The 24,061-nt window shown below is 37.0% G+C and carries 22 protein-coding genes; 9 read left to right on the top strand and 13 right to left on the bottom strand.

Annotated features, from left to right (window positions below):
• Positions 1-15: 15 nt before the first annotated feature.
• The 3 genes from DCO56_RS04930 to DCO56_RS04940 are packed head-to-tail and all read right to left on the bottom strand — an operon-like array spanning position 16 to position 6,143.
• Positions 16-1,344: a hypothetical protein gene (locus tag DCO56_RS04930; RefSeq protein ID WP_108632591.1), complete on the bottom strand. Its 1,329-nt coding sequence runs from the start codon at positions 1,342-1,344 to the stop codon at positions 16-18.
• Positions 1,345-1,357: 13 nt separating this feature from the next.
• Positions 1,358-3,070 carry a RagB/SusD family nutrient uptake outer membrane protein gene (locus DCO56_RS04935; protein ID WP_108632592.1) on the bottom strand — a complete coding sequence of 571 codons (1,713 nt, stop codon included), beginning with the start codon at positions 3,068-3,070 and terminating at the stop codon, positions 1,358-1,360.
• A 13-nt stretch (positions 3,071-3,083) separates the two neighbouring features.
• Positions 3,084-6,143, bottom strand: coding sequence for a SusC/RagA family TonB-linked outer membrane protein (locus DCO56_RS04940; RefSeq protein ID WP_108632593.1), 3,060 nt, complete (start codon positions 6,141-6,143; stop codon positions 3,084-3,086).
• A gap of 326 nt (positions 6,144-6,469) precedes the next feature.
• On the opposite strand from DCO56_RS04940, the gene DCO56_RS04945 reads away from it, so the two are divergent.
• Positions 6,470-7,435 carry a GntR family transcriptional regulator gene (locus DCO56_RS04945; RefSeq protein WP_108632949.1) on the top strand — a complete coding sequence of 322 codons (966 nt, stop codon included), beginning with the start codon at positions 6,470-6,472 and terminating at the stop codon, positions 7,433-7,435.
• 1,454 nt (positions 7,436-8,889) lie between these two features.
• Here the strand turns inward: DCO56_RS04945 and DCO56_RS04960 are convergent.
• The 6 genes from DCO56_RS04960 to DCO56_RS04985 form a co-directional block, all read right to left on the bottom strand.
• Complete coding sequence (locus DCO56_RS04960) at positions 8,890-10,677, bottom strand: hypothetical protein (RefSeq protein ID WP_108632596.1); 1,788 nt, start codon at positions 10,675-10,677, stop codon at positions 8,890-8,892.
• A 102-nt stretch (positions 10,678-10,779) separates the two neighbouring features.
• Positions 10,780-11,130 carry a DUF7674 family protein gene (locus DCO56_RS04965; protein WP_108632597.1) on the bottom strand — a complete coding sequence of 117 codons (351 nt, stop codon included), beginning with the start codon at positions 11,128-11,130 and terminating at the stop codon, positions 10,780-10,782.
• Between the two features lie 203 nt (positions 11,131-11,333).
• Positions 11,334-11,759 (bottom strand): hypothetical protein, encoded by a 426-nt coding sequence (locus tag DCO56_RS04970; RefSeq protein ID WP_108632598.1) that lies wholly within the window; start codon positions 11,757-11,759, stop codon positions 11,334-11,336.
• Positions 11,760-11,871: 112 nt separating this feature from the next.
• Positions 11,872-12,387: a YegJ family protein gene (locus DCO56_RS04975; RefSeq protein ID WP_108632599.1), complete on the bottom strand. Its 516-nt coding sequence runs from the start codon at positions 12,385-12,387 to the stop codon at positions 11,872-11,874.
• Between the two features lie 105 nt (positions 12,388-12,492).
• Positions 12,493-12,942 (bottom strand): Imm26 family immunity protein, encoded by a 450-nt coding sequence (locus DCO56_RS04980; RefSeq protein ID WP_108632600.1) that lies wholly within the window; start codon positions 12,940-12,942, stop codon positions 12,493-12,495.
• Between the two features lie 65 nt (positions 12,943-13,007).
• On the bottom strand, positions 13,008-13,514 hold the full coding sequence (locus DCO56_RS04985; RefSeq protein WP_108632601.1) for a preprotein translocase subunit SecD: 507 nt from the start codon (positions 13,512-13,514) through the stop codon (positions 13,008-13,010).
• 259 nt (positions 13,515-13,773) lie between these two features.
• Between DCO56_RS04985 and DCO56_RS04990 the strand changes: the two genes are divergently transcribed.
• From DCO56_RS04990 to DCO56_RS05015, 6 genes are all read left to right on the top strand, one after another.
• A complete protein-coding gene (locus DCO56_RS04990; RefSeq protein WP_146190977.1) occupies positions 13,774-14,361 on the top strand; it encodes a hypothetical protein in 588 nt (195 codons plus the stop codon).
• A gap of 250 nt (positions 14,362-14,611) precedes the next feature.
• Positions 14,612-15,640 (top strand): hypothetical protein, encoded by a 1,029-nt coding sequence (locus DCO56_RS04995; protein WP_146190978.1) that lies wholly within the window; start codon positions 14,612-14,614, stop codon positions 15,638-15,640.
• Between the two features lie 329 nt (positions 15,641-15,969).
• A complete protein-coding gene (locus DCO56_RS05000) occupies positions 15,970-16,419 on the top strand; it encodes a DUF1569 domain-containing protein (protein WP_108632604.1) in 450 nt (149 codons plus the stop codon).
• Between the two features lie 250 nt (positions 16,420-16,669).
• Positions 16,670-17,389: a hypothetical protein gene (locus DCO56_RS05005; RefSeq protein WP_108632605.1), complete on the top strand. Its 720-nt coding sequence runs from the start codon at positions 16,670-16,672 to the stop codon at positions 17,387-17,389.
• An 82-nt stretch (positions 17,390-17,471) separates the two neighbouring features.
• Positions 17,472-17,858 (top strand): hypothetical protein, encoded by a 387-nt coding sequence (locus DCO56_RS05010; protein ID WP_108632606.1) that lies wholly within the window; start codon positions 17,472-17,474, stop codon positions 17,856-17,858.
• Between the two features lie 345 nt (positions 17,859-18,203).
• On the top strand, positions 18,204-18,728 hold the full coding sequence (locus DCO56_RS05015; protein ID WP_146190979.1) for a hypothetical protein: 525 nt from the start codon (positions 18,204-18,206) through the stop codon (positions 18,726-18,728).
• A 166-nt stretch (positions 18,729-18,894) separates the two neighbouring features.
• On the opposite strand, the gene DCO56_RS05020 is transcribed toward DCO56_RS05015, so the two are convergent.
• Together DCO56_RS05020 and DCO56_RS05025 are read right to left on the bottom strand one after the other, a co-directional pair.
• Positions 18,895-20,307, bottom strand: coding sequence for a DUF4932 domain-containing protein (locus DCO56_RS05020; protein ID WP_181390458.1), 1,413 nt, complete (start codon positions 20,305-20,307; stop codon positions 18,895-18,897).
• 383 nt (positions 20,308-20,690) lie between these two features.
• Positions 20,691-21,269, bottom strand: coding sequence for a hypothetical protein (locus DCO56_RS05025; RefSeq protein WP_108632609.1), 579 nt, complete (start codon positions 21,267-21,269; stop codon positions 20,691-20,693).
• Between the two features lie 137 nt (positions 21,270-21,406).
• Here DCO56_RS05025 and DCO56_RS05030 point away from each other — a divergent pair, with 137 nt between their 5' ends.
• Positions 21,407-22,099 carry a hypothetical protein gene (locus DCO56_RS05030; RefSeq protein WP_108632610.1) on the top strand — a complete coding sequence of 231 codons (693 nt, stop codon included), beginning with the start codon at positions 21,407-21,409 and terminating at the stop codon, positions 22,097-22,099.
• A 21-nt stretch (positions 22,100-22,120) separates the two neighbouring features.
• On the opposite strand, the gene DCO56_RS05035 is transcribed toward DCO56_RS05030, so the two are convergent.
• Both DCO56_RS05035 and DCO56_RS05040 read right to left on the bottom strand, forming a co-directional pair.
• On the bottom strand, positions 22,121-22,540 hold the full coding sequence (locus tag DCO56_RS05035) for a LytR/AlgR family response regulator transcription factor (protein WP_108632611.1): 420 nt from the start codon (positions 22,538-22,540) through the stop codon (positions 22,121-22,123).
• A 166-nt stretch (positions 22,541-22,706) separates the two neighbouring features.
• A complete protein-coding gene (locus DCO56_RS05040; RefSeq protein ID WP_108632612.1) occupies positions 22,707-23,573 on the bottom strand; it encodes a collagen-like protein in 867 nt (288 codons plus the stop codon).
• 88 nt (positions 23,574-23,661) lie between these two features.
• On the opposite strand from DCO56_RS05040, the gene DCO56_RS29020 reads away from it, so the two are divergent.
• The gene (locus DCO56_RS29020) at positions 23,662-23,871 is read left to right on the top strand and encodes a VOC family protein (protein WP_146190980.1); all 210 of its coding nucleotides are present in this window, start codon (positions 23,662-23,664) and stop codon (positions 23,869-23,871) included.
• Positions 23,872-24,061: the final 190 nt, after the last annotated feature.

The following is a 24,061-nucleotide window of genomic DNA, read 5'->3' on the forward strand; positions in this document are numbered from 1 at the left end:
CGTTTAATAAAAGATTTAGTCTTTCCAGAAAAACACAGTGATATCCCCCGGAGTCAACAATTGTGCGCTGTTGCCTAATTCCACCGGTACTGCCTGTCTATTTAACCTGTACAGATTTCCGTTTCCAACAGCTTTTACTTTGATGTTTTCATTGATCCCATGATTGACAACCACCAAAAAGTTATCTTCTCCTTTTTTTATGGATGAAACCAAAGCACCAGTTCCTTCCACAATTTCGAGGCTTTTAAATACATTTGGAAGTTTCGATTTATCCAGTTCTACACATCCATCCGGAATTTCGCCTGTATGTGCAACCCAATTGACTTTTGAACCCAGAAAAACAGGTGCTAAATACTGGAACTCTCGGTTCATTTCCTGCAAAAGATACCAGGTTGAGGTCTTTGAACCATCCGCTGCAAGTGGTGCCTGTCCATATCCAGCTGTGGTAGACGGCACATAAGTAAAATATTGCAATGCTTGCATACCATATGCTAGATTACTGTATACCTGCAGACGCAAATCGTTAACCGTAGGTATAGGATAAGTGATTCCTGCAACCGAATGTGCAGTCGATAAAGCAAATGCCCACAAATCTTTATTTGTTCTTCTCGCTTCGCGACTCATTAATTCAAGCGTATAATACCAGCCAGGCATTAGTCTACGTTGTTGTGTTGCCGCATCAATATTTACGGTATAACGATCGACCGAAAGCATCGGCGTACTAATATTATCAACGTAAGTCCGCACAAAATTTGCGCATGGTGACGGTTCTATATCGGTACACCCTATAATTTCTGGTGCCCAATTTGAACCTCTACAATCACATCCTGCTAAGTTGATATAACTAAAATGATTATTATCTATCTGTTGAATACGATCAACCCAACGAGATAGCGAATCTAGCCATTGATATGTCGTCGGTTCGTCTCTGACGAAATATCCTGCAAGCGCTGGGTGCGCTTTTAACCGGGCTAAATCCTGTTCATTCAGAAAATCCAACCACATTGCACCTACCATTTGTTTCATATTCGCTTCATTTGCCCTGTCAAGCGCAGTAAATAGATGCGGAATATTCTCTGTCGTCGGTTTTGCTCCTAAATCATAGCCGTAATTAATCGTAAATCCAGCATCAGCCATATCCTCGTACATATTGATAGAACTATGCCGATTGATACCACCCCAAGCGATGATGGGTATCTTATTTCCGGTCTGATCGGCTAGTTGAATGTTTTGGGCGATTATTTCATTTTCAGTAAAGACTTCCAGAGACCCAAAGTCGCTTGAAGATGAACATCTTACAAAGATAAAGCTCACTATGCAGATTAATAACGATAACTTTTTCATAATATAATATTGTTTAATATTGTGGGTTTTGATTTAACTTAGGATTCATATTTCTTTCGGTCTGTGGTATTGGCCACAATTCATGTTTTCCTTTAATAAACAATCTATTTTCTATTACCCGATAATCTGTTGAAGGGTGTGGCGCATAGTTGTTCACATTGTAAACAGGTTCATCATTTAGGTCATATGTTATGTTAGGCCATTCTGTATAGTTGCCTTTAAATGGACGACCTAATATTGGCACATTTGCATATATTTCTGCAAGCCCCCAACGGCGTAAATCAGTATACCGATGTCCTTCAAACGCCAATTCTATCTTCCTTTCATGACGAACTTTTACTCTTGCCTTCTCCTGCCCTCCCAAGGAAGCAAGGGTAAAGGCCGGCATCTTCACATCAACCCTGTCCTGACGAATAGCATTTAGGGCGTCCAATACCGACTGATCTATTTGATTGAGCTCTATTTTTGCCTCTGCATATGTTAACAATACTTCTGCATACCGCAATAATATAATAGGATAATCACATTTTGTATTACGACCAACATACTCTTCATCATTATATTTCCTTGTCAAATATCCTGTAAATGAAGTAAACTGATTAATTGAATAGCTGTCGTTGTTTGTTACCATTCTCCCTGTAGAGTATTGATAGCAGGTTACGCTATCCATATGAGTTTGGTATCGATAGTCTCCAAATTTTTCTCCAGGCAGAACTATGCTAAGTTTTAACCTCGGGTCTCTATTTTCAAAAGGTTTGGCTTTATTAAACCAAGTTGATTCAGAAATATTCTTATCATCTATACAGTGATATGAATCTACGAGATTTTGAGATGGTACAGATGTTGACCAACCACCAGTATTGCGAGAAGAATTATGTAATGTAAGTTCTGTATACTTAGCAATTTCTGCACTAAAGTCCTCCGAAAAAATCACTTCTTTATTGGCGGGATCCCTTAACCCCTTGCTTACAAACAAATCTCCATATTTAGCATATAGGCTATACTTTTTCGAATCCATTACAGCCTTCGCAGATTTTGCAGCAACATCATACATACCAAAATAGAGTGCTGCACGAGCTTTGTATGCGTTTGCTGTCCCTTTCGTTGCTCTTCCAAGATCTACAGGATTACTATACGCTTCGGGCAAACGCAGCACAGCGTCGTCATAATCTTTCATTATATGAGCTATGACCTCAGCCTTAGGAGTACGTGTGACATTACGGGCTTCATTTAATGTTTCAACTGGCTTCAATAGTAAAGGTACATCACCAAAATAGGTAACCAAGCGCGTGTAGTAATATGCACGTAAAAAAAGTAGTTGACCCTCCAAAAATTTCCTTTGTTCATCTGTCAATAGATTTGACTTTTCGTTTATCACCGTTTGCATATTATTTACTCGGTTAATTCCAGTATATGATGACCTCCAAACGGTTAGAAAAATATCAGCCTCACTTGAATGCTCACCTTTGGCTATTTCTTTAAATCTAGAATCCTGACGTGGAAAACCAATATCGGTCATCAGATCTAAAGACATGGGAAAATTATACATATTCGTACCAGTCTCACGCAGATTATCATAACAGGCATTTACACCACGTTCTATTTCTGACGCACTATTATAAAAGGTTTCAGCTGACGGCTTGTCCAATGGGTATTTTTCCAACACGTCCTTACAACTAGCTAAAGTCAGTGTAGCGGCGACTGAAAATATAAATATCTTTTTCATCTTCTTGGTTATTTTAAAAGTTTACGTTGAATCCAAACGAATAGGTACGCATCAGCGGCGTTACTGCTTGGGCCGAGCCACTGGTTACAGGCATCTCAGGATCATATCCCGCCTTCATGTGTTTGAAGGTAAACAAATTCTGACAGGAGATATAAAAGCGCATATTTTCCATGGATATATTTTTCAATAAGCTCTTAGGTAACGTATAGCCGAATTGTAAATTTTTCAACCTTAGATAAGCGGCGTTCTGCATCCAATAGCTGGATGGCTTAATGTTGTTGGCGCTAGATATAAACATTCGTGGATAGTCCGCATCTGTCTGCCCCTCTTGCCACATGCCATCTCTTTGCCATTCCTGCACCGAGCTGCCATTATTAAATGCCCATGCTAGATCATAACTGAGATAGCCATCACGTTTACCCACTCCCTGAAAGAATAGTCCTAAATCGAAACCCTTATACTTGCCTGAAATATCAAAGCTATAGGTATAACGAGGAATGGTACTCCCCACAACGACATAGTCCGCCTCGCTGATCAACCCATCTCCGGTATCCAATACACCATCGCCATCTGAATCTACGGTCGGTTGATCTACATATTTGATATCTCCACCTTGTAATTTGCCAAATTGCGTTACGCTATAGGCCTGGGCATCAGCAAATGTCGGAAACATGCCATCATAGACCAATCCATACACCGATCCTATAGCATATCCGGCTCTATTGGTCAGTACTCCATTATAGTTACTGATTACATCTTTCATGTCAACAATTTTGTTCTTGACATCAGACAGCGCTCCCAATATACGATATGAAAAATCCCCCTTTTTACCATTGTAGGCTAAACTCAAATCCCACCCTCTATTTTCCACCTCGCCAGCATTTTGTCGAGGGTTGTTTTCATACCCCATTATGCCGGGGATACTGAGGTTCATCAAGATATCATTGGTATTTTTATAGTAATAATCAAACACCAGTTCGATTCGATTGTCCAATAATCCTAGGTCAATACCAATGTTAGTCATGGTTGTTGTTTCCCAGGAGATATCTCGAATAGCATAATCTGTAGCAGCATAACCTTCGGCCACTCTACCGTTGAATACTACAGGCACTTTAAGATTGATATCCGAGGAGAAGGCATAGTCTCCTACTCCATCTTGATTGCCCAGCTGTCCCCAAGAACCTCTGATTTTTGCATTGCTTAGCCATTGTACTTTCTTCATAAATGCCTCTTCGGAGAAGCGCCATCCTGCCGAAAATGAAGGGAAGACCCCCCACTTGTAGCCCGTATAGAAGCGAGATGAGCCGTCATAACGTAAGTTGGCTTCCAGCAAATATTTGCCTGCAAAATTATAATTCACACGCCCAAACCAAGATTGTAATGCCCATTCGTTAGCCGCCCCGCTTCCTTCTTGGTTAATATTTGGAAAAGCAGAAAGCTGATCATAGTGGAATTCACTATTTTCCCGACGGGCATACATGGATTCATAATTGTTGGTTATTTGTTGAAAACCGACCAAAGCAGTGATATTGTGATCACCGAAAGCCTCCGAGAAAGTTGCCAAAGCCTTGATGTCCTGGTTTAAAGTGAATGTCTTCTCTTGACGTATAGACCTCATCTGTGGACTGGTATATACTACCTTTTCCTCCATATTATAATAATTGATCAGATTATTGAACATTTTAACGGAACTGAAGTTAAACTTCGGTACGTAGGATAAATCAAAGCTAAGCGACTTGATGGGCTTATAATTTAGCTTGAGATTAGCAAATACCTCATAATATTTCGTACTGGAATACCCTTTATCGCCATCCCACTGACTGGTAGCCCATGGATTACTATTTAAGGCATTAGCTGCTGGCTTACCGCTTGGTGTTTTATAAGCAAATATCGCTGGCGTCCGATATACTGCGGCTATACCCATGCCTGCTGGCTGCCTATTTTCTGACAGGCGTCCCAAGATATCTATCCCTGCTGATACTTTACTGGATATTAGATAATCTGTATTCAGGCGGATATTATGACGTTTTAGTTTTGTACCAGGGTATAGCCCGTTTTGATCCTGTATATTCAAAGAACTCAAAGCTCGCAGTTTTTCTGTACCACCGCTTAGACTCAGATTGTACTGCTGCTGTACCGCATAATCGTCGAACACTACATCTGCCCAATTGGTATTTGGATAGATATAAGGATCAATCCCCATCATCTTGCTATAATTAGCAATATAATCCTGACCATAGGTTCTTCCTCCCGCAACACCTGTGTTAAAATTTCGCGTATCGTTAGAAACCGCTAGATCATATAATTCGAGATAGTCTAACGCTCCTAGCATCTTTGGGTTATCAATTAACGATTGGATAGCAGCATTTGCACCAAAATTGATAGATATCCTACCATCTTTTGCTCTTTTAGTTGTCACAATGATAACCCCATTAGCTGCACGAGAACCGTAAATAGCTGCGGAAGCTGCGTCTTTCAAGATAGAGATGCTTTCAATATCATTGGCATTGACAGCATTAAGCGAACTCGCTACTCCGTCGATCAGAATCAGCGGATCGTTATTATTCAGAGTACCTATCCCCCGGATCCGGATACTTTCCCCTTCAGATCCGGGCTGTCCAGAACTCGAAGTCACTGTTACACCTGGTGCGATCCCCTGAAGCGCTAAAGTAGTACTAACCACAGGTCGTTTTTGCAATTCTTCCCCCTTGACAGCTACTACAGAACCTGTCAGGTTTACTTTCTTTTGTGTACCATAACCTATTACTACCACTTCTTCCAATTTTTCGCTGGAAGACTGCATTGTTACTGATATCGGGACTTGATTTTGCAGTATAATACGTTGTTCAATCAACCCCACACCACTAAAGAGAATTTCAGCTGGCAATCGCTCGACCGAAATTTCAAATTCACCTTTTATATCGGTTCTAGTAGAACCCTTCATTGAATTATTCCTTACGGTGACATTAATAATTGGTACACTGTCTTTGTCAACGACTCTACCTTTCAATTTTATCTGACCAAATGCTTGGCAGCAAAATAAGAGCGAAATAGAAAAGATTAATATTTTCATAAATAAAAAGTTTATAAATCAGACCAAAATCTAGTTTGGTCTAGTATGGTTTGCATTACAAAACAAACATAAAATAAGAAAACTGAAATACCAAATTTTTTTTAAAAAATCATATCTTTATATAAAATTTGTAAAATCTTGAAAAGAAATCATGAATTTGAAAAAACGGCACAAGACTAAAAGGAAATTAATAACTGGACTGATCTGATCTTTTAGAAAACACAATTAGACCTATTGTTTTGTGTATATTTTTCACTAAAATCTATCAACAATTGAAAGAAATCTCTAATTCCATATCCAATCAAAATGTACCGCGGCTGAAATACATGCAGTTGGTTGAATACGTCTTGTCACAAATAGAGCAGGAAAATTTACAAATAAACGATAGACTTCCGTCACTCAATCAGCTCACATCCAAACTTGAGATAAGTAAAGAGACAGCGCTGAAAGGTTTACAATATCTTACGGAAAAAGGTATTATCGAAGCAGAATTCCGTAAAGGATATTATGTCAGACGCTTGAATATCGATCACACCTACCGTATTTGTTTAATATTAGACAAAATGAATATTTTACGTGATCGTTTTTATCAGTGTTTCCTCGAAAGCATGGGGGACCAAGGTGAAATCGACATCTTCTTCCATCACCACAATTACAAAGTATTCAGTGATATTATTCTGGGAAATCTCAATAACTACACCCATTTTATAGTAGCAACCTTTTTAAAGGAAGACCCAAGTTCCGTGCTAAATCAGATCCCTGCCCATAAACGCATAATAATAGATTATAATGAGGAAAACTTAGAGGGGAATTATTCGGTAATATATCAGGACTTTGAACACGATATTTATAACAGTTTAACCAAACTTCAAAAGCAGGTTAACAAATATAAGAAATTGGTTCTTATCGCCCATAGTGAAGCCTCACATGCCGAACAAGTCATTAAGGGATTTGTTAAATACTGTGAGAAAAAATCTATCCTGCATGAAGTGCAATCAGAGGTAACAGAAGAAAAATTTAAAAAAAATACAGGCTACATCACATTCAGTAGGTACGACACCGACGATGTAGCACTTATCAAACTAGCAAAAAAACAGGGCTGTATACTAGGAGAGGATATAGGGCTTATTTCTTACAATGATACAGCGGTTAAAGAAATTTTGGAAGGCGGTATCACTGTAATATCTACAGATTTTGACCGGATGGGGCGTTCTGTGGCCGATATTATTTTAGGCAAAAAATCAATACAGGAGCGTAACCCAACGCAAGTCATCATCCGAAATTCTTTTTAGAAAAACCCCCTTGAAATTGTTCCCAAAGTGGTTACAAAACATCTGATTTGACAAATAATTACTCATGCCTTTTTCAACCAATCGGTTATCATATCAAATTATTAGAATCACTAGAGTTAGAGCAAGCAGAAATCGGGCAGACCCCTATTTTTCTTCCCCATGCCCTGCGAATGGAGTTTTGAGTATCCTCTTATATCTCCTCGCCTAATTATAATATCAAGCCCCTTTCTGGTATACTGGACAGTATACTTAGATGGATTTGGGCTATATTATATCGAATTGTCAATATAACCGGCGTGGATATAATGTCGATGTTGACCCCTCCGCTGGACATACTGACCCCTCTATCAAGGCTTTCTTCAGTCCAACTGATGACCTGACAATGTAATCTCACCTAAAAATAGCTACACTTATCAATGTAGTTTGATAAATTGATGTAAGCGGAAAATAGTACATCGTCAGCCAGTTTCGTAGAGCCTGACAGGCCGTTGATAGTTTGAGCTTGTTGGCCTATTTATGGTAACTAACGTCAGATGAAAAGTGGCCCCTCTTGTAATGACGGCAGAGCCACCTATCAACTTAGATATTTATGATTTCGGACTGAACGTAACGCCGAATTAAAAAAGAATTTTTTAAGTTGAGTCAACTGTTTAGGAAATCCGAACAGTTTAACAGGTTGGGAATAAAGTGGGCATATCCAGTCAAATATAGCAACTTCAAATTTTATTATTATCTTTACTGTAAAGTGACAGACTAAATCATTTAACTGATTAATCATTAAATCTCTATGCGTATTAATCATTTAATAGGCATGTGAATTTTGCTTCAATTGATTACATGGAATAAAACCGGAAATTATGTTCATAATCGATATCCGTTGGATTTTTAAGCTATTGTTCAACCTAGCGATCCTCGTTGTAATCGGCAGGTTATTTTATGCACCCTATGAGCCAAAACTGCAAGGAACCAATCTCGTGTATATATTTCCTTGTATTGGAGTAATAAGTAGTTATCTCTATCTAGCGGTCTGGTTTGGCTGGAAAAGAGCATTTAGGATATTACTATACATTGGCATATATATATTGTTAACATGCTATTTTGTACTGAGGGGATCCTTACCAAAATGGTTGGACTATACTTTGACAATTTCAATCCTCATATTGCTTGGATATGGTGTTTACCGTATCATTAAATACCTAATTAGCTTGGTTAAAAATATAAGAACGCGGTTTAATAGCAATAAGATACGTAATAGAAATAAAATTGAAAATCGTTGAGCCAGACCGCAAATCAGCATAAATGGTTAAAATGTTCGCTCCGTTAAAGTCTTAAATCCTATCATCGGCTTCAAAAAGAATTAACAAAAGGAGATCTAATCAGAGATTACGGTCATTGAGACCATGAAGTGGATAGAATAGTAAAATAAATTCACTAATCTATCCACCGAATCAGTCTTAACCAGACTGTTGTCCGCTGTTTCTATCCGCTTGAAATTTTGAATTTAATAGCTGCTTCAATTCATTAATCAACTCAACAGATTGATTGTACTTAGATTTCAGATCATTTAATAATTCTAATGAGGTAGGTAAATCTATAGCATCAGGCAAAAAGCTGGTTGTCGAATTCTGTACAGAAGAATCTCTGACGGCTACTGATTGAGATACAAGTCCCCTTCCATTCAAAGATGCTAAATCATCTCTAAAAACAAACTCTTTTAAAGATGACCAATCAGTAGTTGATCCAGTTGCCGCTATTTTTTTGGTAAAAAATAGTTTGGAATTGGTATCCGATTTACTAAAGATTTTAAAGGACGAAATCGAATTGGTAGTATCAAAGTTTGAGGTCCGATCCACTGCTAGACCACAACCGTTGCTTGCAAAGAATTCGTTATTAGTCGCAATAAAAGGAGTAAAGCCACCTTCACTATCGGTGGTATTGATTAGTGAAGAATTATTAAGTGTTTTCAACTTGATAGCATCAGCTTTTAAAATCCCAGTAAGCTGTAAGTTGTCTCTCAAATATTCGTCTGTATTTAATTTTGTAATCAGCTCTTTCTTAGTATTCGTACCGTTATCAACAATCTGCCCCCCTTCTTTCCAATGACTATAATTTATTCTTGAAAGAACGACATTTCTGGCTCCAGCCTGAACATCAATTTTTTGTGCATATCCGCCCTCAAATTTACTTCCAAGACAGGTAGACCCAAATCTTACTTCGGAATAAGCATAGCATCCGATAAATGATGTCATCTTACCATTATCGACAATATCAATCGCATTTTTGTTTTCAAATCCTACTCCAATAAATGTATTAAACTTTGAATTGATTCCGATAACTAGGCCGTAGATACTATTTGCTTCTGGGCTACCGCCAATAAAATAGTTTTGGTCTCCATTAGCGATATTGAGTCCATAAGAAGTTCCCTCAAAATAGCAGTTCCTAAAAGTATTATTCGTTGAATTCCCATAAGTTTCACCATTTCTGTGCCCCACTGACAAAACCATTCCCCACATAGGCTTTGATGTATGTTTAAAATGATTATCTGTAAAACCGCATCTTGTGAATTCGTTCAAGTGAGAGGATGCAATAAGCCACCCAAATCCATCCGATGCTGGTTTACCATTACCGCACCAAACATTTTCAAACTGCCCCCGGCTGATACCTTGAACAAATATTGTATTCTTAGTGTTTTCATTACCTGAAATGATAAAATTTGAGATAATCATCCCTCTTGCATGCTGGTCGGCAACATCACCTCCAGTAAATGCATTGAATTCAAATGCATTATCTGCGACTCCGGTAAACTGCAATATAGTTTTAACTCCTTGGCCGACTAAACGTCCGCCATCAAAAGCAAAATTAATTGTTTGGCTATAAAGTATTGTTCCTGCTGGCATAATCCCCATTACACTTCCATTAATCTTTAAATAATTGAAAAAAGCAGAAAGTTGGTCAAAATTATCAGAGAGTGTCGTACTGATGCCGAAGTAAAGAGCATTAACTTTCTCTTTGAATATAATCTGTAGCTTAATACCGCCAACAACAATAACGCTCCCTCCATCATCGCCCCCTTGTTCGGTAGCGGAGTAATAATATATGATCGGTGCTGGGGTATCTCCTTTTTTGTAATAGCCCAATAACTTTACGCCTTCGTACGTTCCATTTTTCAACGCTGTGATTTCAGCCGCAGATAATCCCCGCATATCTGCCATCGTGTTTTTAATTAAAATCTGATTTGCCATATTTCTTTTTCTTTTAAAGTGTATAGCAAAAGTAGGTTTGTCAATAGCGGTATCTGAGGAAAAGAAGGCATATTTAAGCGGTATCGGAGAGATACCGAAAAGTCAATATGGGCGATAATTATGATAATTTTCAATATCAGAATAGGCTTTCCCTAAACTCCCCCCTAACAACTTTCTTAAACTGGGATTTTTAGAAAAATCTAATTTGCCTAAAAAGCTTATATAAATGGCATTCTGAATTCGCTTATCAACCAAAGGCAAATTCTTCGTTAAAAAATATACCATGGAATTAAACTTGCTCCGGTCATTTTCATCTATAGCCGCCTGCATAAACCGTCTGAAAGTCCCCATTTGAAATGTAATAGAATCGCTATTGTCTTCATCTAAAAGTTCCTCCTCTAAGCTTGGAAACAACTCAACCAACTCATTAATAAACAGATTTTTACCTTTCATACTTTTATATTAGGACAACTTAATCATTTTCCCCCCTCTGCCAATTCCACATATCTTGAATTCAAATATAAAAATTATCGATTTATATCATCTCTATACTCTTCCTGAATCATTCCTGCAGCAGTATATTTGTGAGGAGACGCTTTGTAGGTCGCTTCTGCAAATCCCAACGCTTCAGAAATTGAAGAAAAAGTATGTATAACTTATAAAATAGAATCAATAACGGTGTAAACACCCACCACCAGAGAAATCAAAAGAAAAGCAAGTACAATAAAGCAGCCTATGGTCACAGATCGATCTTTCCAGCTCGATTGAGCGATTCCCGTTTCACTGACATTAATCATCGAAGGATCTTCAATATGTTTTAAAACAATTTCTGAATCTTTAAGCACCCATGGAGTTTCATCCAATATAATCTTTTGAAATACCTGCTTTTTCTCCTGGTCCTCTAAATCTTTGGCGGCGCATAATAGCTGATAAGCAAAAAGTTTCAGTCCTTCTTTATTGGCTTTAATGAAGTATACATCATCCCTTTCCCTGTAATCAGAATAAATAGCAAACTGTCCATTATCCAAAGATTCTTCTAAATCTAGATGAGTTTTCAAGGAGTCCAGCAATTCATTGTCCATTGCAAGCTTGATTAGTCTTTAATATAATTATAATATATGGCTATTTTTGAATAAATAACAGAAGATCATTGTCCAATCTGCATTTTTGATGTTATCGGACCTGAATTAAGACCTAATCTTCTATCGTAAAATCGATCGATTTGTTAAATTCTTCTTTTTCCGGTTCCGACAGCTGATCACGCATCGCACGAATCGTATAACCACCTCTCAATATACCTTTATCCAAATACATCCAATCTGATATTTTTTGTTTATCGATCAGTACGGTGTCACCAAGGGCGACCTCTTTCGTTGAGACAGGGCTATTATGGACAACACCTGTAAATTGGTTATTTATATAAGTGAGATTACCAATCCAAATGTGCTCCAAACTTTGGTCAGGTGTATGATATGCTAGTTTGAGGGCAAAACCTTCATATCCTTCCTTTGGTTTTTGAAACGCCTGCACAAATAGATCGAGCGAGTTTTTTGCCTTTGCTATAGCTGCATTCATAGCTTCATCGTCAGAGCGGAAACCAATGACTTCATCATTTTCAATTTTATCTTTTACTGAAGGTGACTGGCATGCCATCAATACAGCGCTGCCGATAGCAACAAATAAAATAGGTCTAATAATTTTGAATCTCATCTTTAAATATTTTACATATGTAATTTCTTCTGGACTCTTTAAATAGAGCCCAGTCTTCTAAATATAACATAGGTATTTTTACTCTCCATATAAGGAAAATAAATCCTATCTCAACCTCAACCCCAAAAGATACATATTAGGTTTTCCATCGTAATGATCCCTGATACGTTGCTCAACATGGATCGCATTCCAAGTCGCCAATCTTTCAAACCCAATACATTCAATTTTAGAAACTTGAATTCTTTCACCATTATAATCGATCCAACATAAGTCATCATTGCCTATTTCCTGTACGAAAAAAGGGACTACAGCTCTAAATTTTTCTTCGAGAGGCTTTATTGCCAAAACCTTCCATCTTTTAGAGGTAATAGCAGCCCAACCAACATGAATTGAAAAAAGAATATTCTGTTCTAATAGCATATCCAAGTCAATATCTTCCTTTGATGATTGGAAATCAAAGAAAACAAAAATATAACCTTCGATGATTCGTCCAAATACATAATAATCGCCTAAATTGATAACAAAGTATGTTCCTAATTTAATTGGTATCTTCATTATCTATTCCTGATAAATTAGTGTTTCGATTACTTTTTGCTGACATCTCATTCTCGATTCTTTTTTTATTTTTTAAATTGTTCGAGTTCATTTTCAGAATAGTATCCACCACAACTGACTGCTGATACACCATTGGGTATCCGCGCATTTACAAATGGTGCGTCTAAAAGTACATTATCCGCGATAAAAGCTATACGGCCCCTGTTTCGACTCGCTTTTTCTGTTGCCGCCGCCCATTTCAGAGTCCCAATTTCATCAAATTGCATAGCAATGGTTTTATCTTTTGTAGCATTTTCACTTATCGTGACAGATTCAAAATTTGAAACTGTCAGAATAGGAACGGGGTGTAGAAATAAGATTGCGGTGGATTTATCCAGCTGCTTTGCGATAGCATTCGGGGCACCCTCTTCCAGAACAAAGTACCAACCAGTGGGAAGAATTGTATCCTGATCAGCGCTGGAAACCTCATTATTTTCTTGATGTTGGAAATTAACATCCGACGACTGATCATTGTCACCTGAGGCTGTCAATATGACCATCAGGTTTATCAAAAATACAAGGATATATTTCATAAATGGGCTTAACAATAATTTAAAAATAATAAATATTTTGTGAATGGGTGAAAAGTATTATTGGTGATTATCCCAAGTGGTATTTTTGACTTTGGTATTTTCTACACAACACTCTATATCCCTATATAATTTTGTATCTTATTATCGCGAAGTACGATAGGAACTCTCTAATGTAAAAAATAATTAATTAATCAATAAATTAATAACTGTAGCATTCTGTTGCAGTATAGCGTTTAATAAACAATACAACACTATAATTATGAAAAAAGCATTACTACTATTAGGGGTAATGTCCTTTCTATTTTTTTCTTGTGACAAAGAAGGAGGGCCAATACCGAGTGACAAAAAACTAGAGATTCAAAAAGATGGCGTAAACTATGTCGATGAAAGATCAATTATTCTTCCACCAGGAGCATATGATGGCCCCAGACTTATATATAACGCTCCATCTACAATTAATCCTAGTGGAATTAAAGAAAGTATCCACTTTACATCCTCGCCTTACAAAAAAGGAAACCGAAATAATAAAGAATTCACCTTCTCTATATACTTTCCTGTCGAAGGTGGTGTTAGCTTAAACAAAAAATATGAAATTAAGCCAATTAATGGAAAAGAGATATTTAACATCGAGAAAGATGGAAGGATCTGGGATCATGAAAAAGATTTGGCTTATATTCGGTATACCGAAGATTACAAAACTTATCATTACGGTACTGGATATATTTCATTTACACATTTTGATGATAGCGGTTTGAAAGAAAATATCAAAGGTTCTGGAACAATAGAATTCTCGATCGCTAATGAAAATGGCAGCAGAACAACTTTGAAAGGAACTTTTAAGTTATAAAGTGTAAAAGTTAAGACTTAATCTGACAGTTAAACAACACAAATAGTTGATGGCCCAATTCAAAAGAATGCCAGTTAAACTATCTTAATCTGGTATTTTTTTATATTTATCTTTTTTATTAATTCAATGCATGCCACCTTTCAAATTTCTATCATTTATTATTTTTAATATTCTCAGTTACTCTTGTACAAATAGCACTGGACAGCGGTCTCCCGACGTTTTCTTGAGTGAGAACTTTTCGTATTCAGAATTGAGCAATGAAACGAAAGAAATATTGGAATTATGGCAACCTTACCTCGATTCTCTGATAAAAAACGAAAAATTTAATGTAGACTCCTCTGTATGGGATACAGAAATTGATTCAATAGGCGGTATCGAGTTATACTATCATATAAAGCAAGCGGATGGACCAATAAATGCTGAAATATTAAATATCCAAAAATTGGATTCAAATAAATATTCTGTAAAAACAGCATTTTATAATCTCTCTGAATCTGGAAAGTCAAATAACCCAAGCCTTAACTGTATTTATGATATTGTAATAAGAAAAAAAGGAAAGGCATTTAAAGTATATAATTTTTTATCAGAATATACCGAAGATTGGTCCAAAAAAGAGGTTGGCAATATCGTGTACCATTATACTCCTTCATATCCATTCAATCTGATTAAAGCTAAAACAATGAGCAAATACTGTGATTCTCTAGCGAAATTTTTCTCAATGGAGTCTCCTATAATCAATTATTATATTTTCAAAAATTCTCAAGAGACATTTTACTCAATGGGATTTTTATATAATAGAGATATGTACGATACTTATCAAATATTCGGCCGGGCTGATCCAAATAGAAATATAGTATATTGTGGCAATAATTCAGAAATTTTTCCCCATGAGATAGTCCATCTTTATACCCACAAATATTATAGTACCCTACATAGCTTCTTTGACGAAGGATTTGCAGAATATCTTGATTTTTCTATCCAAACGAAAAAAATAAGCAAAAGGAAAGTAATGGCGAACTATCTTAACAACAATCCACAGATAAATCTTTCTAATATTTTGGAATTAGACGATCGAATTGGTAATGGAACTAGTTATAAATATGACATTTCATGTTTATTGGTAGAAAAGCTTTTAGAAAAGGATCCTAAGCAGGGGCTCCATAAAATTTTAAGTGGAGGAACTAAAAACGAGGATTTTTACGCTACTGTTACCTCTATTTTAGGTATAGAAAAACGAGAAATAAACAATGTAATAAGAGGGTGGTTGACCAATTACTAGAAATTTATATACTAATCTCCTTAGACTGTTTTAAAAGTCCATTTTACCTAATATAGTTGAAATATCTTTGGGTTAAAACACCATAAATTTTATTATTTTATCCATCAAACTTGAGGTACTTCCGGCAGTTTGATCCAGGACGAAAAATCCGCTTTCAAAATATCTTGTTCGAAAAATCATCCTGTCTATCAGACTATCAACGAGATGCAATGCGTTAGATATGCAATTCTGTTTCTTACCCTATGCATAGTCGGTCGAAGAACAAATCTGTTAGATTTGTAAGACTGCAAATGATCAAAATCCAGATAGAATAGATAAATGTTCCTAATATGAAATCAATATTTGAGAAAAACATAAGAGAAGCGGTCATCGAAAGAATTAATTTATTACACGAGGACAGCGATGCGCTTTGGGGAAAAATGACAGTAACGCAAATGGTCAGGCATTGTATATTATGTGAACAATATTATCAAGGATCCATAAAGGTTAAGCGTTCATTTTTAGGGCGAATGTTTGGTCAAAATGCGATAAAGGGGATATTGAAAGATGAAACAACAAGTTTTGGCAAAAACGCACCCACATCCTCTGTATTTATCGTAAATGAAGACATACATGATTTAGAAATGGAGAAACGAAATTGGAAATTATTAATCGAGAAATATGAAACATTTGAAAAAGATACATTTGTACATTGGTTCTTTGGTAGAATGTCCAGAGCCCAATTAGGTCAGTTCATATACAAACATTGCAACCACCATTTAAAGCAATTTGGAGCGTAACCCAAAAAGCCACAAAACCGCTACATGGATTAGGCGTTATAAGGGTTTCGTTCTATGGCAGGTATCTGAAAATGGAATAAAGCTTCTGCCATCCTCTTCTATGAAAATTCAATAATATCCGACACTTAAAATATATCAGGGTTATGTATTGCCAAGATAAAAAATGGAGATGGAAATTATCGTTAATGAGCTATTTATTTTGCCTTTTCACATCTTGTTTTGTAAATTCAAAAACCAGTAAAGCCATATCATGAAGCTAGTTGTGAAAATATTTCAGGTCTGTATTGTTATATTACTTTTGTTGGGATATCAAAACGGGGCATTGGCAAAAGCTATTGCAACACCATTGGCAACAGATTCATTAATCGTATTGCATTTTCAGACAAATGACTCGCTGATATACAGTCGGGAGGATTTAGACACTATCTTAAGTAATCATCCTGAATTTCTATTTGAAGAGACATTTGATCCTACATTGAGCTATCATCTCCAAAGAGATGTGGAGTTTAGTAGTGAGGCTGGACAGGATAATTATTGTATGCTCTATTCCTACTTCTTAATGCAGGTAAATGGTGAGCAAAAATATGCAGCACAGCGTAAAAGGTTATTTCAGCTATTTTCAAAAATAAATGAATTATTTGCATTAATTGAGCAAGGAGGTACGTACTTTGGACATCAGCATAAAAGGCTCCTGGCGGAAGTAGAATATGCAATTTACCTAATGCCAAAAGATAAGAACGAGCTTCGAAAAACATATGTTATCGATAAACAAAAACAGATTTATATTCAGTGGCTAAGACAACTTGTAGCTGATGAAACAGCGAATAATAACGGGATTGAACCTCAGCGGAAATTGAGTCAAACCAAACTGCTTAACAAAGTAATAGACAGCATACATCAGCTCATTACGGATAATTTCTCTCTCAGGAGGGCGCAATATTTTCAAAGCAATTATTATGAATATTACTGAACAACAGAGAACTGTCGCCTGTTAACTATCGGATAGCTTTTGTCAATGGGAAATAAACTAATTAAAACAGCGCTGAATAAATATGGATCATTTAGAACCTATACCATTATGGACATTAGTAGCTAACATCAAACAGGAAATTAGCTGTGGTCAAGGGAAAATAGAAACTCGCTATAGCACGAAACAGTTTAGCCCGGGCACCAAAGTGTATATTATCGATTGGTATGCCGGTATGTGCCAAGCTATCACCTTAATCGGCATGTCCAGAGATACGAAAAGATTAATTACTATTGTTATACGGGCTGAGTGGGTCGAAAACTTCCGAGTCAGGTTATGCTACAATCCTAAAGTCTGTTCAAAAATAAAGACCTACTTTGATAAGGAGGAAACTGGAATGCAGCGGTATACAGAAAAATTTGTAAATGATATGTTTATTGGTATACCCCAATGGAATGATCTTACCAATTAGTTGACGGTGGATCATTGAATAAAATATAACAGTATCAATTCCTGTCGCTCTATAATCCATAATTTAAGATTGTCTTCTCTATATGTTAGAAGTGTTAGTTACTTCACTGAGATCTTACGATCTTAACCTCAATCTAAAAAGATACAATTTTGAATTTCTCCTCCAACAGTATCATAAATAAAAACGTGATGTATGAATTTAGTAAATTGCATTATGGAAAAGAAGACTTTTTGACATCATTTTTAAAATCATTCGCCCTATTTTATGAAAGTATACTTCTTAATACCCTTCTTATTTCTTGTTGTAGCTTGTCAAAGCTCCACTAAAAAAGCACCTAAGGCAAGAATGCCAGAAAAACGCTTTGATTATTCTAAAGTTGAAAAAGACTATGCGGAAATACTAGAAGCAATACTTACCTATAACTCTTATATAAATGGAACGATCAAATCTGAAGAACCTAAAACGTATATCGAATCCATATTTACCAAAGATTCCATAAGCACGTCTTATAAGGGGGATCATCCCCTAGGAGATGAAATTGGAATCAGGGAATTATTTAATCATCTCAGTAGTAGCCGGCAGGATTCTATAAATTTCCTAAATCAGACAAGAGACAGGGATATAGTCTATATTCCTCCGGCGATAGCCCGCAAATTCAGAGTCAAAGACAGCAATAAATTGATCGCTGAAGAACGTTTTTTCACAAAGTTGGTTTTCCACTTACCGATCCTGACGCACGACCGCCAAAAAGCATTTGTATCCCTGGATTATCTATGTGGTGGATGGTGCGGCGAAGGCTGGTATTTTATTCTTGAAAAAACAAAAGGCAAATGGAAGGTGGTTAAATATCAGGGTACTTGGGAAGCTTAGTACGATTAAATAATCTTTTTGGGGATAACACAAAAAGATTAACAACAATACATGAGGGTTACCGACAACGAAACATTGACATGATACAAATTCGAGCAACGACCTTACTGGTATGTTTTCTACTTGAGCTATAGCAATTATATAAATTTTATAAGACAACGGTAAATTACTTTGTACTGAATTTCAGATAATAGTCTTTCATCGGTATACCATCTGCTGTCCGGAATGCATTTCCAGTAATGATAATTTCATAGGTTTTGTTTGATTCCAATTCCCAATCAATGATAACAGATTTCTTATCTGGGGAATAGCGTTGCCCTTTTATCAGCGGAAAACTTTCTTTTGAGATTCCCCTAAATGACCGCCCCTGCCCTATTAGCGGCTTATCGAAATTTATCTTCAACTGCCCTATTGTGCTGTTGACAGTGTTTTGTCCATCCTGAATTCCATCAAAAGAAATAATTTTTGGTCTTCTTGCTTCATAGGTAGCATCTAAAGAAGAAATATCCGCAGCATAGGATTGATAAGCCTTGGCAAGTACAGGCATATAGTTTTCCAAAGTGGGATATCTGTCGCGCTGACGGTCAAAGTTATCAAGTTCATCAACAAGTCTTTCAATCCAAAGAAATCCTCTATCGAGCTGTTCATTCGTTTCCTTTGCGATCTCTTCGGTCGTGAAATTATGATCCTTCTGATATTTAATAACCGCAGCTCGCACCAACGCCTCATTCAGCATCGTTTGCCAGCTCCCATATGCCTGCCGGTTCATTTTTTCCTTTACGACTCTATATAATTTTTCGCCGCTGTCTCTAAAAATTGTGGTGTCTTTTTCTAATAAATAATTAACAAAGGAGTGGTTAAACTCGTGAAGTAAGGTGGGGAAATAGCTCTGTAAAGGAAATTTAGCCATGCCAAGGCTATCCATACTCCATGTCCCCATAATAGCGTAGACTTCTTTATATCCCCGCGGATTTTTAATGGATACCCCATAATTACCACCACCATTCCCCAATCCGTTCACAATCAAAAACTTTTCGGATGGTTTCTTACCATAGAATTTAGGATACCAGCCCAAGTCAATATGTTCATAAATTGGAAGAAAGCGTTTTTGTACCTCTTTGTACAATGCCTGATTTTCCTGAAAGAACCGTTTACTATTACTGTTCTTGTAAAACTTCTGTAACAGTGTTGCAAACTGAACCGCATTATCCTTACTCCATCTTTTGTCTAGTGTTTCTTCGATATTTTTTTGTTTAAGATTGAACTTGTTATCAAGATGTATGGCCATACTCATTACGGCATCATAACCTATACCATTTTCATTTTTAACCTTTTTGACAAAGGTGATCAGTTCGTGTTCTTTAAAGGGACCATAGTGCTCATTGACCCGATCAATGTAGCGCTTAAAAACATCTGAGTTGTACTCTCGATTGCCGGCTAACCTAAATACTATACTAAGGATCTCGATACGCTCGTCAACTTTGGGTCTATCTATAATTTGAGTACGCTGTCCATAGGTAAACATAAATGACAAGTTGAATAGGACAATCAATACATATTTAGAAATTTTTTCGAACATAGCGGAAATAGGTTTTATCATCTTTAATTCGTTCTATACTTTTAATGGAGCTGCCAAATGGTTTGCCAAAAAAATAACATCCTATTTGACAGCAAAATACAAACAAATTCCTCTTAGAATACTGACCGTTATTGAACACCAGCGTTCAGTATTGAACAGGATGCCAGCTGTTTTGTATATTCTTATTCGCTAGTATTAGTTATGCTAGGACATCCAATAGACACACAATGGCACTAGAATTAATACCTGCAATAGAAATTGGATATAACAATCAGGGCATTCCTGTGCCTGACAGACCTCCTTATTGGGAACACTCTGTAATCGATTATAGATCTTTTAGTGTATCTGAGTGTTTGGGAGAAGATAGATAACTCCGATTTTAATTACCCCGAATTCGAGGCAGATATATTAATAACCCCTAATTCATCATTAGGATCCATCTTTTGTTTCCATTCGTCTTCCTCTAGACAACTCGCATGTCGTAAATCTATCCTTTCTCTTGCTGCTTTAAGCGTTATATATTCAGCTATAGGAAAATTACCTACCTCCCATTTTTTCTTATAGCCAACAAAGCCAAAATCTGCTAGCATCTCCTCTAGTGATTGATAAATGGCATCGAACAATTTTCTTGTTTCAATATTTTCATGAATTAGCATCTCTTTATAATCCAAATTAGAAGATGATAATTGATCAATTTTGATATTAATATGGGAATCAACAGAATTCATACTGATGGTCCAGTTATAATTCACACGATCGTCCTCCCACAATACCGTGGTAGAATAAGGAAAATACGCTACATCTTTTTCTTTTATGATTTCATAAATAAAGAAAAACTTGTTAAGTAGCTCCTGGAATTTATCGCCATAATCTGAACTATGGCCTATTTTAAATCGTTTGGTCTCGGATGAAATCTCGGCTACAATGTAGCCCAAGGTCACTATTCTAAATTTGACTTCCATTTATTTACAATAGTAATTGTTCGCAGCGAATTTTCCTAAGACTCGATATAAATATCGCAATAAATATACTGCGCAAATACCCTGCGTCCCTTTAGAATATATTTGTTTAGTAAAATGAGGATTAGCAATTATAATATATGACACTTGATGAATTAACACTTGAAATTTATGCGGAAAGGGCATTGACTTATTTCGAAAGTAAACACCTGGTTACATGGGCTGTAAATGTTGTAACCTTGGGCTATGAGAGTGACAACCTGTACATTTTAGCTGGTTTGGATAACGCATCTACGGAGGAACGCGAAATCTATTTTTGGAAATCAATTGCTGATCTCAAGTTGACTATAGAGAAAAGCAAAGAAGATTTAATGGAAAACTATGCATTAACAATCGCAAAAAAAGCAATCAGAAAAGAAGTCAGTATAGAATATGCCTTTGGCCAAATGTTGAAAATTGTGTCTGCGAGCGAGTATGACGATAGGTATAACGCCTTTTATGAAATTGACGAGGATCTGGACTATTTGAAATATGACAATTCAACCCTTTTTAACACAGGACTTACGCTTGAGAATTCAAAAGAATTCATCTTGGAGGAGATGAAAATCTTCGTCGAAATGGAAAGCTTAAATATCCCCCGCGAACAACGTAACAAATGCTATTGCGAGACTTGTAAAAACCTTACTAGCCCAATAACGAAAAATAAATTTCAGCTTAAAAAACCATTTAGATATACAGTTTGGGCTTGTGGGATATGTGGTTCAGATAAACTTAAATACAGCAGCGATCATGATGTTAAAAGGAAAATAATAGAACAGTCGAAAAAAGAATAAAGTTGTAAATGCTGGAATTCTTTAGTTTTGGGTGTAGCTAGCTAGGGTGAGATTACAATGTTTCTGGTGCTGTTTTTTCCATTCAATCCGTTTGGATAATTTTTCAATTGCAGCCGTTAGTTCATCAGTATCCACTGGTTTGAGCAGATAGTCCAAAGCATCCGCGCGCAGGGTTTCAATGGCATATACATTATACGCAGTAACAAAAATAACCTCGAAATCGATGTTGCCGAGATCTTCCAAAAACTTAAATCCATCCATCAGCGGCATTTCGACATCCAAAAAAACAATATCCGGACTAATGGATGGAAGTTCCTGTAGGGCAGCAAAGGGATCACTAAATATCCGTTCGACAGAAAGCTTATCAGAAAAAGCGCGGAGTTTATGCTGGAGCAAAGTGGCACCTTTCAGCTCATCATCAATAATGACTGCCTTGATCATAATCTATTTCGTTTACATTGATAAGCTCGAAAACAATCGAATAGTTATCTTAAATATACAATATATTTAGCAAAATATTTCACCTGCGTTCCATTCCCGACATCTATATTAGAAAGACAGCTAGTAGTTTACCCTTCTCGATCAGCACTTTTTTAGTTTAACATTTCTATTCCGATTTTAATGCTGCCTCAACCTGATTCGCATCGTTTAGATCGACGCCCTTACGTTTCAGGCTTGCCATGGTTCCGCCCGGAATAATTACATAACGGTACATAATTTGAGCAGGTAATGCCACGAGATTTCCACCATCATAGACAAACCGGTAGACAATGATCCTATTCTCTTTCGGATGGTGGGAAATTGTACTCATTCTCCCTCCGGCTCTTGACGTATAAGGCAGCTGGAAAATTCCGCCTCCATAATCCAGATAAACAATTACAGTTCCACTACTCAATATGGTTGTGGACAGCCCTTTGGCAGCAAGATGGCCAATTCTGACCGTCGTACCATCCATAATAGAATCTTTAACCATTGTAGCACTTTGCCAACCACTGTAGAGTACATTAGCAGTACCCGTAGCTCCTCTCAGGTTAACCCCTGTTCCCCATCCGGATGCAGTCTTAGGGCCAAAAAATTGATAACTATCCACTTTAAAGTAGAAGTCACCTATGGCACCTAACGACACTGCTGGAATTTGGGTCCCGCTCAGGATTTTGGATCCCGCCGCTCCATTGGCACCTGTCGCTCCCTTGAAAGAGGTAGCTTTGCCCCATCCGGCATCCGTTTTGGGACCATACATTTCGGAAGTCGTTTTACGGATATAATAATCTCCAGCTTTCCCCAGCGTAGCGACAGGAAGAGCATCCCCAGAGAAAATTGTCGCCCCGTCATCACCTTTTACCCCCTGAATTCCCCTGGCGCCCTGCTCGCCTTTTTCCCCAACGGCTCCCTGCGGACCAGTGTCACCCTTTTTGCAGGAGAAAAAGATAACCAGTCCTAGACTGACCATCAACATGCTTTTTAAAACTTTCATTTGAATAATTAGTTTTTAAACTTTACCCAAATATATTGTTGGCTCAGTTGTAAAAAATCAGTAATGAGCGAAACAAGAGTTTCATTGAGTGAATAAACCTAAATATTTAGTAAAGAAACGAAAGGGAAAACCTGTTCACCTAGCAGCACTTACATCGGGTGGAGGACAGGAGAGTGTTTGCGGGTGGCTGAAAGACAAATACGGGTTAAGCTGGCGGGTTTCGCCTGAAAATTGGGAGGAACTCAACAAAAGACCCGGCGCATTCAATTCATCCCATTCTGCTAATTGTGATACTTGATATTTTTGTCTAGACAGCTCTTTTCGAAACAAAGTGATAGCCGTTCGCTTTGCTACTAAAAATAAAAAAGGAAAGATAGCTTCAGCGGAGGGGATTGAATTGCGTTTCAGAAAAAGTTGCACAAAAATCTCTTGCATAATCTCCTCCACGTCTAATTCCGATGAACATACACAGAGGCAAATGTCGCCCT

The sequence above is a fragment of the Sphingobacterium athyrii genome, from assembly GCF_003071065.1.
In the GTDB taxonomy this organism is placed as follows: Bacteria; Bacteroidota; Bacteroidia; order Sphingobacteriales; family Sphingobacteriaceae; genus Sphingobacterium; species Sphingobacterium athyrii.